Raw genomic sequence first — 6,928 nt, 5'->3', positions numbered from 1 at the left:
AATGGTGATTCGGCCCATTCAGGTTCCGCCTATTAATATCGGCATTGATGCTTTGTCCGGTCGTGGGTTGGGATTTTTTCCAGGACTATGTGCCAACGGGCATGTCGAGATCACCGGATCATCTGGCATGGGGAAGTCGACCGTAGCCAAATTTATCGCATCATACCTGTTTTGTTCGAAGGTGCCGGTAGTGATTTTCGATTTTCATGATGACTTGGCTATATCAGGGATCAGGACGCTGCATCTTGGAGATGGAGCTTCCGGTGAATGTTCGATCAGATTTCTGGAGCCAACGCCCTTGGCATTGGAGGTCTTTGGTCTGAGAGGGTGCCTGGAAAGCGCGGTCAGAGCCATTGAAGCGACGGGGAGGCGAAAGCTTGGAGATGGTCAAATCAACGTTCTGCGATCAGCGATCATGGAGTTGTGGCGGCGCCTGGGGATTACGGAAAGCGCTTCCGATTCCCCCGCTGCGACTGCAAAGAGTATTCGGCCTTCTGATCTGAGAGATCTTCTTCTTGAGAAGAAAGACGAGGCCGAAAGCAGCAGGGAAAGGCAGATTTTTGATGGCTTGATAAACCGTGTTGATGTATTGGCTGCATGCGCTATTTTCGAGCATGAATCGCCCTTGAGGGTTGATGATCTTTTACAGAATGGTGCGCGTCTTCATATGCAGGGAATCCCCGCTTCAATGAGGGGCTGGGTGGCTCGAACCTTGGTGAATATGATCTATGCTGAAATTGCGGCCATGGGGCCAGTGAAAGAATCACCGTTTGATGCCGGATCGCCATTTCGGGTGTATCTCGTCCTTGATGAGGCTGGATCGGTGATACGCCAGAAAGCGGATGACTGCATCATAAAGACCATTGCGAAAGAGAGCCGGAAGTTCGGTGTTGGCCTCCTGCTGGCCGCTCAAACGCTTGATGAACTGAGTGAGGAAGTGGTCGCCAACGTTGACACCCACTTTGCGCTGCCTACCAGAAGTGCCAAGGATGCCAGGAAGGTGGAGCAGAAGTTGGGCCTCTGTAAGGGCGCGCTAAACTGCGGAACTGGCCGTTGGTCCGGGTTCTATCAGACGGGCCATAATGTATACAAAGCAAACTTCTACCATCTGCAATAGGTGGGGGCTCCTTGCTTAAAAGCGGGTAGCGCCCTCGGTCAATCCTCAGGAGCCATTGGGGGCAGAGTGATGTGGTGGTCAGTATATAGTCAGGGCTGCGAAATTTCTCATGTTAATAAAATTCTTACTAATACTGGTGGCAGTGTCAGTATTAGTAGGGCTTGCTTAATAACGTACATGTTTTGCCCATTATATGAGCGGCGATAGTCAGTGATTTCGGGATCCGGGAGTGGTTGTCTGGTAAATCATAAAGGGGAACATGTTTATTCTCTGGTTTTATTCTCTGGTTTTATTAATATTCAGATTTCCATTCTGGTTGGTTCGTTGCTCATAAAAAGCCATCAAAGAATAAGGTTAATACTGGAGCAATGACGATGAACCAAGGGCACGGCATGATGCTGTCAGTAGAAGCTCAAGTGGGACGGCTGGAGCAGTTCCATGAAATGCTGGACTGTGGACTGGATGTTTACAATCAGAGAGATAATCTCAATAAAGTCTTCATCACTGATCAGGCAGAGACTGCACGTGCGCTTGCGGACGTCACGACGCTTTTAGATGAAATCGTGCCCCAGCGGCGACTGGTCATTAGCCGACGGCAGGAGACTAGCCAAGGGCTTATCCGCAGAATCCCCAATAAGAAGACACCAGCCATCGAATCCTGTATCAATCTCACTGAGGATGATTTCTGGGGGTACAAGGTGGACCCGGATGTTCAGGTTGTCCTGGGCCTCAATAGGGAAGCGGCGGTTCGCGTCTTGACGGGGCGTCGGTTGCATGAGCGCGTTGGCGGTAAAACGGTACATGATTACTATCTCGAGTATCTTCACGAACTGAAACGGCGGCTATCAGCACCTGAGATCCTTCAGTTTCGTAGACAGCAGGTGGTCAGGGAGCAGCGTAGAGTAGACAGCATCACCGGGGCAGTGAATGAGGCGTTGAGCCTTTGTCGAAAAGCTCGCTTGGTGCGTGTTGATGGCAGCTACAAACAGTCTGTGCGTAGGAATAAAACCCCAGAGTGCATATCAAACGATCTAGACCGCTTCATTAGAAACATGCGGCATAACAAGCGCCAGTTTTCTGCTCTGGTGTTGGCGGTGTTCAAGATTGAATACGGGGCAAAAAAGGGCTATCACTGGCATGGATACTTTATATATGACGGTAGTAAGGTCCGCATGGATGTTTTACTTGGCACTTACTTGAAGAGCTATTGGTGTGACGTGGTTACTAAAGGTGAAGGGGCTGGGTTTAATGTGAATGTAGGTGAGATTAGAACGGCGCTGTCGAAACGATTACAGGTCCCTGTGCGGCATTTGGCGGTTGGAGAATTTCGTAAGGGCGATGCAATCCAGGAAGCCAATATGAGGGCTCTCATCCGTTACTTCGCAAAAAAAGAACAGTCCCTTCGGCTAACCGGACAAAAGAGCGTCAATCAATTGCGCATTGTGCGAGGGCCCCGCTTCAAGGCACTGAAGCAGCGGAGAGACCGAACAGCGACCAGGGAAAGTGGTTGACCTACAGTGTGAATGCAATCAAGAGCAGGGCAGAGTGTGACAGTGAGCTACGGGCAACTCTGCCCATTGCGTTGTGTACTCCGGTGATCTGAACTGTTGCCTCATGTACCACGGGGCTGAGGTCCCTTGGGAGGCCATGAACACGCTGCCTTTCCCTTGGGCACGGTTGATACTGTCGATGACGGTCATGAGCTGGTCAGCTCTCTCTGTCTGGCCTGGGTGTAGCATGTCGAACTGATGGTGCTTGCGGTCGCAGATGTTCACGAGACCAACACCCGCTTTCAGGAAGGCATGGCCAGGTTGGTACAGGCGAGCGGCTGTCGCCCTGGCCAATTTCACGATCTCTCGTGTGTCGTCGGTGGGGTAGGGAAGCTGGACCAAGTCGCTGGCGGAGTGGAAGTTCGGCTCAAATGGCGAGGTGTGCATGAACACATGCATGCTCAACGCCAGGTGGTGCTGTTTCCGGAGTTTCTCGGCGGCTCGGGACGCGTAGAGAGCTACCGCCTCCAGTACAGGGCCTGAAGTAGTGGCCTTGTTGCCGAAAGAGCGAGTGCAGTAGATCTGCTTCTTCGCGGGCGGCACTTCCTCAAGGGCCAGGCAGGCTCTGCCGTTCAGCTCCTCGATAGTTCGTTCCAGGTTGATACTGGTCATCCGCCGAATGACCTTGGGGTGTGCCCTGGCGATATCGAGAGCGCTGTGAATTCCTTCAGCATTGAGCCTGGCCCCCAATCGTCGGGCGATCCCCCAGATGGCCGTGACCGGGACACGCTTCAGCACCCATTCCCACTTCAGTGGTTCATCCAGCACACAGACACCCTGACACTGCGGGAGCTTCTTGGCAGTTCGGTTGGCCAGCTTGGCCAATGTTTTGGTTGGCGCAATGCCTACCCCCACTGGCATTCGGATGTGATCCCACAGCTGAGCCTTGATCTCATGTGCGGTGTGCTTCGGATCGCCAGGGATCCCCGCCATGTCGAGAAACATCTCGTCGATGCTGTAGACCTCAATCCGGGGGCTGAATGCCTGGAGTTTGGTCATCACCCGGTTGGAGATGTCGCCATACAGCGGGTAATTACTGGAAAAGATGGCTACGCCATGCTTTCTGAGTAGCCCCTCAATCTTGAAAAAGGCTTCCAGGTCTGGGATGCCTAGCGCTTTGGCCTCCTTGCTACGGGCGACAACAAAGCCATCGTTATTGGACAGCACCACCACCGGCTTGCCTCGTAAGTCAGGCCGGAAGATCTGCTCGCAACTGGCGTAGAACGAGTTGCAGTCAACCAGTGCGATGGCGGAAGAGGTGGATGGCATTGATCACAACCCCCTCAATCTGAAAGTCGCTCCCATCCAAGATGGGGATCGGCGGGAAGTCCTCGTGGGCTGAACATAGCAGGCGACGATGGGCATCCAGGATCTTGCAGGTCAGCTCACCATCCAGAAAGGCTAAGACCACATCCTGATGCCGTGCCTGCTCCTCGCGGTCAACAATCAGGAGATCCCGGTCATAGATGCCGACGCCCTCCATGGATTCCCCCTCGGTCCAGCAGTAGAAGGTTGAGGCGGGGTGTTTTATAAGGAACTCATTGAGGTCGAGTTTCTTGTCCATGTAATCGTCAGCAGGGCTCGGAAACCCGGTCCTGACGCGGGAGAGATAGCAGGGTGCAGCAAACTGCTCCCTTATCTCCAGTGGAGAGAGAGTGGTAATCGGCATGGCTAAATTAACTGTCCATAAGTACAGTATTTGATTATGTGTACCAATTACGTGCTAATCAAGAGCGATGGCTCAGCCAAATTGGCAGAATCGTTGGGCGTGGACGCTAACCGACTGATCTATGGTGACTTTCGGCCTGGGGCCCAGATTAGCGTGGTGACGGGCGGTAGTGAGGCTCGATTACTGCGCACGGCGACGTGGTGGCTGTATCTCCAGCAGACGCAGGAGGGGCTACGTCCCCACAGGGACTACTTCAGCGTAAACACCAATTACCGCAAGCTACCCCAGAAACGCGAGTTCAAGCATTCGCGCTGCATTATCCCCGCTACCGCCTTTGTCGAGAGCCAGGACGGCAAGCGCCCGCATCTGTTGGAGCCAGCCAATGGCACCGCCATTGCCTTTGGGGGGGCTGTACAAAGAATGGACGGACAAGGTGACAGGGGAGGAAGTTACCTCCGCGTCGATCATTACCCTGCCGGGTATCCCGGCCCTGGAGCAGATCCACCGCAAGTCCACGCCATTGTGGTTGCCTGAGGATGCGTATGACATTTGGTTGTCGCCAGAGGTGACGGATGTGACTGCGCTGGAAGGGTTGCTAGCCCCAGTGATACGCGCTGATCTGATGGCTACCCCGATTGACAAGGTCAGCCTCAAGCAGACGGTAGGGGAGCCTTTTCTTATTCAGGATTAAATGCTGCATAAGGGCTGGAAATCAAGATTGGTCTGGCGGCAGGGATATAATGATTAAGTCTTTTCGGAAAAAACAAGTTAAACATAGCGGTGTCGTGCTAGAGAAAATCGTATGACGGCGAGGGTTAAGTGAATTGAGGGGGGTATTATGGCGAAAAATATTAAGTATAGGAAAAATCAAACCATTGGCGATTGGAAGCTTTCATACAAGCTGGGATCTGGTGGTAATGGAGAAGTATGGTCAGTAAAAGATGGAAATGATTCTTATGCCATAAAGCTTTTAAAAAAAATCAGGCCGACGATTTACAATAGATTTAGGTCCGAAGTAGAAGCCATGGAGAAGAATCAAGATATTAGTGGTGTTATACCGTTGGTTGACAAGTTTTTGCCAGAGGATGTGGGTGATCAGGTGCCGTGGTTTGTGATGCCGCAAGCTATCAAGTTTTCTGAGTGGAGAAAAGGAAAAACTGTTCTGGAGATAGTGGAGGGGATGCTGGGACTGGCTAATACTCTCCATCAACTCCATCAAAGAGAATTTCATCATCGTGATATAAAGCCAGCCAATATCCTTTTCCTAAAAAACCGTTTATTTTTGTCTGATTTTGGACTTGTTAAGTACCCGGGTCGAATAGATATTACTAAGGAAGGTGGAGATGTTGGCCCTAAGTTTACGATGGCTCCTGAAATGAGACGTTATGCCAATGAGGCTGATGGTGAAAAAGCGGACATTTACTCCTTTGCAAAGACTCTATGGATTGCGATTGTTGGTGATATGAAATGCTTTGATGGCCAGTATAGTCCATTATCAGTGATCAGTATCAACTCGGTATGTGGAGGGCTTTACACAAAGTCTCTTCATGATCTATTGACTGAGTGCACTGATAACTCTCCCGATAAGCGGCCTGGAATGAAAGATGTTATTAGTAGGATTGAGGGCTGGCTTAGGATTAACAATGATTTTCATGAGCAGAATATAACCGAGTGGTTTGATCTTCAGAATGCATTGTTTCCGGCAGGCTCTCCAGAGTCTGTTATATGGAGAGATTGTGAAAATATAATTACGGTATTAAATGAAATTTCAAGAGTTGATGGTTTGAATCATGCGTTTTTGCCTGGGGGTGGAGGGAGTACATTTGTAGGTGCCGAGCGTGCTAAAGAGAAGGGGATGATTGCAGTTAAAGTTTCTGAGAGGCTGTATTATTACCTGAAACCAAAAAAGCTAACATACGAGTCGTTCGGTCTTCATCCGCAATGGAATTACTTTCGAATGGAGGCTGAAGAAATTGAGTCTACTAATACATATGAAAATGACTCGTTGATATCTCCCTATGAGGAATTGGTAGAGATTGATTCTGGTAAGTACGTTGAACGGTTTAATTGGGATGAGGGTGAGTTTGATGGAGAGCCGCTGCCAGAGCAAGCACGGTTAATTTGCAGGTATTTACGTGGTAGCTTTGTGATTTTCAGTACTAGATCAATCTATAATCTGGTGCCTGATACTTATGATGGACGCCATGATACGATGTCAGAGCAGGAATTCCGAACTTATATTGAAAGTAATGCCTCCTGATAAAAATTTTAGTCTCTGAAAATCTGGCATAACTAAAGCAATCGGTTATCTAAAAATCTATTTTTTGGGGATGAAGTATTGCAAGATTCATGTCTCAAGGAGCACGGTGTGAAATCCTTTGCGATGGGAGGTCGTCTCCTGGCAGTCAAGTCAGGCCCCGAGGGTGTTCAAAACTCTGTGTCACAGCCAGCAGCCTCACAGGCTGATGTATTTGTCCAGGCGCTCGGGGAAGTGGATGGCCATCTGTGACAGCGTCAGATTCCAGTTCTGCACCGGGTGGGTCCAGCGCTCGGATGCCTTGAGTATACCGGCATAGAGCAGCTTCAGTAAGG

Annotated in this window: 6 protein-coding genes and 2 pseudogenes; 5 read left to right on the top strand and 3 right to left on the bottom strand. The window is 50.4% G+C overall.

The features are described from left to right. Positions 1-1,117 (top strand): ATP-binding protein (locus A3730_RS07010; RefSeq protein WP_063537788.1); only part of this gene is annotated, 1,117 nt, incomplete at its 5' end. Positions 1,118-1,491: 374 nt separating this feature from the next. Then, positions 1,492-2,628, top strand: a complete 1,137-nt coding sequence (locus A3730_RS07005; protein WP_063520015.1) for an inovirus-type Gp2 protein — start codon at positions 1,492-1,494, stop codon at positions 2,626-2,628. 18 nt (positions 2,629-2,646) lie between these two features. Here the strand turns inward: A3730_RS07005 and A3730_RS07000 are convergent, their stop codons facing one another. Both A3730_RS07000 and A3730_RS06995 read right to left on the bottom strand, forming a co-directional pair. Further along, positions 2,647-3,936, bottom strand: coding sequence for a Y-family DNA polymerase (locus tag A3730_RS07000; protein WP_063520014.1), 1,290 nt, complete (start codon positions 3,934-3,936; stop codon positions 2,647-2,649). Next, on the bottom strand, positions 3,902-4,336 hold the full coding sequence (locus A3730_RS06995; RefSeq protein ID WP_063520013.1) for a LexA family transcriptional regulator: 435 nt from the start codon (positions 4,334-4,336) through the stop codon (positions 3,902-3,904). The genes A3730_RS07000 and A3730_RS06995 overlap by 35 nt, the downstream gene beginning before the upstream one ends. A 36-nt stretch (positions 4,337-4,372) precedes the next feature. Between A3730_RS06995 and A3730_RS33015 the strand changes: the two are divergent. The 3 genes and pseudogenes from A3730_RS33015 to A3730_RS06985 form a co-directional block, all read left to right on the top strand. Beyond that, positions 4,373-4,705: pseudogene (locus tag A3730_RS33015) on the top strand (hypothetical protein); the annotation flags it as partial. Positions 4,706-4,718: 13 nt separating this feature from the next. Then, positions 4,719-5,027, top strand: a complete 309-nt coding sequence (locus A3730_RS06990; protein ID WP_063520012.1) for an SOS response-associated peptidase family protein — start codon at positions 4,719-4,721, stop codon at positions 5,025-5,027. A gap of 147 nt (positions 5,028-5,174) precedes the next feature. Beyond that, positions 5,175-6,596: a protein kinase gene (locus tag A3730_RS06985; RefSeq protein ID WP_063520011.1), complete on the top strand. Its 1,422-nt coding sequence runs from the start codon at positions 5,175-5,177 to the stop codon at positions 6,594-6,596. A 195-nt stretch (positions 6,597-6,791) separates the two neighbouring features. On the opposite strand, the pseudogene A3730_RS30275 reads toward A3730_RS06985, so the two are convergent. Beyond that, a pseudogene (locus A3730_RS30275) lies at positions 6,792-6,928 on the bottom strand (IS256 family transposase); the annotation flags it as partial.

The sequence above is a fragment of the Alcanivorax sp. HI0044 genome, assembly GCF_001634945.1.
The sequence above is the reverse complement of the archived record's forward strand: the minus strand, read 5'-3'. Positions and strand labels throughout refer to the sequence as shown.

Bases quoted from the DNA above. Each gene is read 5' to 3' on its own strand.
- A3730_RS06995 (WP_063520013.1), bottom strand. From the start codon at position 4,336: ATGCCGATTACCACTCTCTCTCCACTGGAGATAAGGGAGCAGTTTGCT.
- A3730_RS06985 (WP_063520011.1), top strand. From the start codon at position 5,175: ATGGCGAAAAATATTAAGTATAGGAAAAATCAAACCATTGGCGATTGG.
- A3730_RS07005 (WP_063520015.1), top strand. From the start codon at position 1,492: ATGAACCAAGGGCACGGCATGATGCTGTCAGTAGAAGCTCAAGTGGGA.
- A3730_RS06990 (WP_063520012.1), top strand. From the start codon at position 4,719: ATGGCACCGCCATTGCCTTTGGGGGGGCTGTACAAAGAATGGACGGAC.
- A3730_RS07000 (WP_063520014.1), bottom strand. From the start codon at position 3,936: ATGCCATCCACCTCTTCCGCCATCGCACTGGTTGACTGCAACTCGTTC.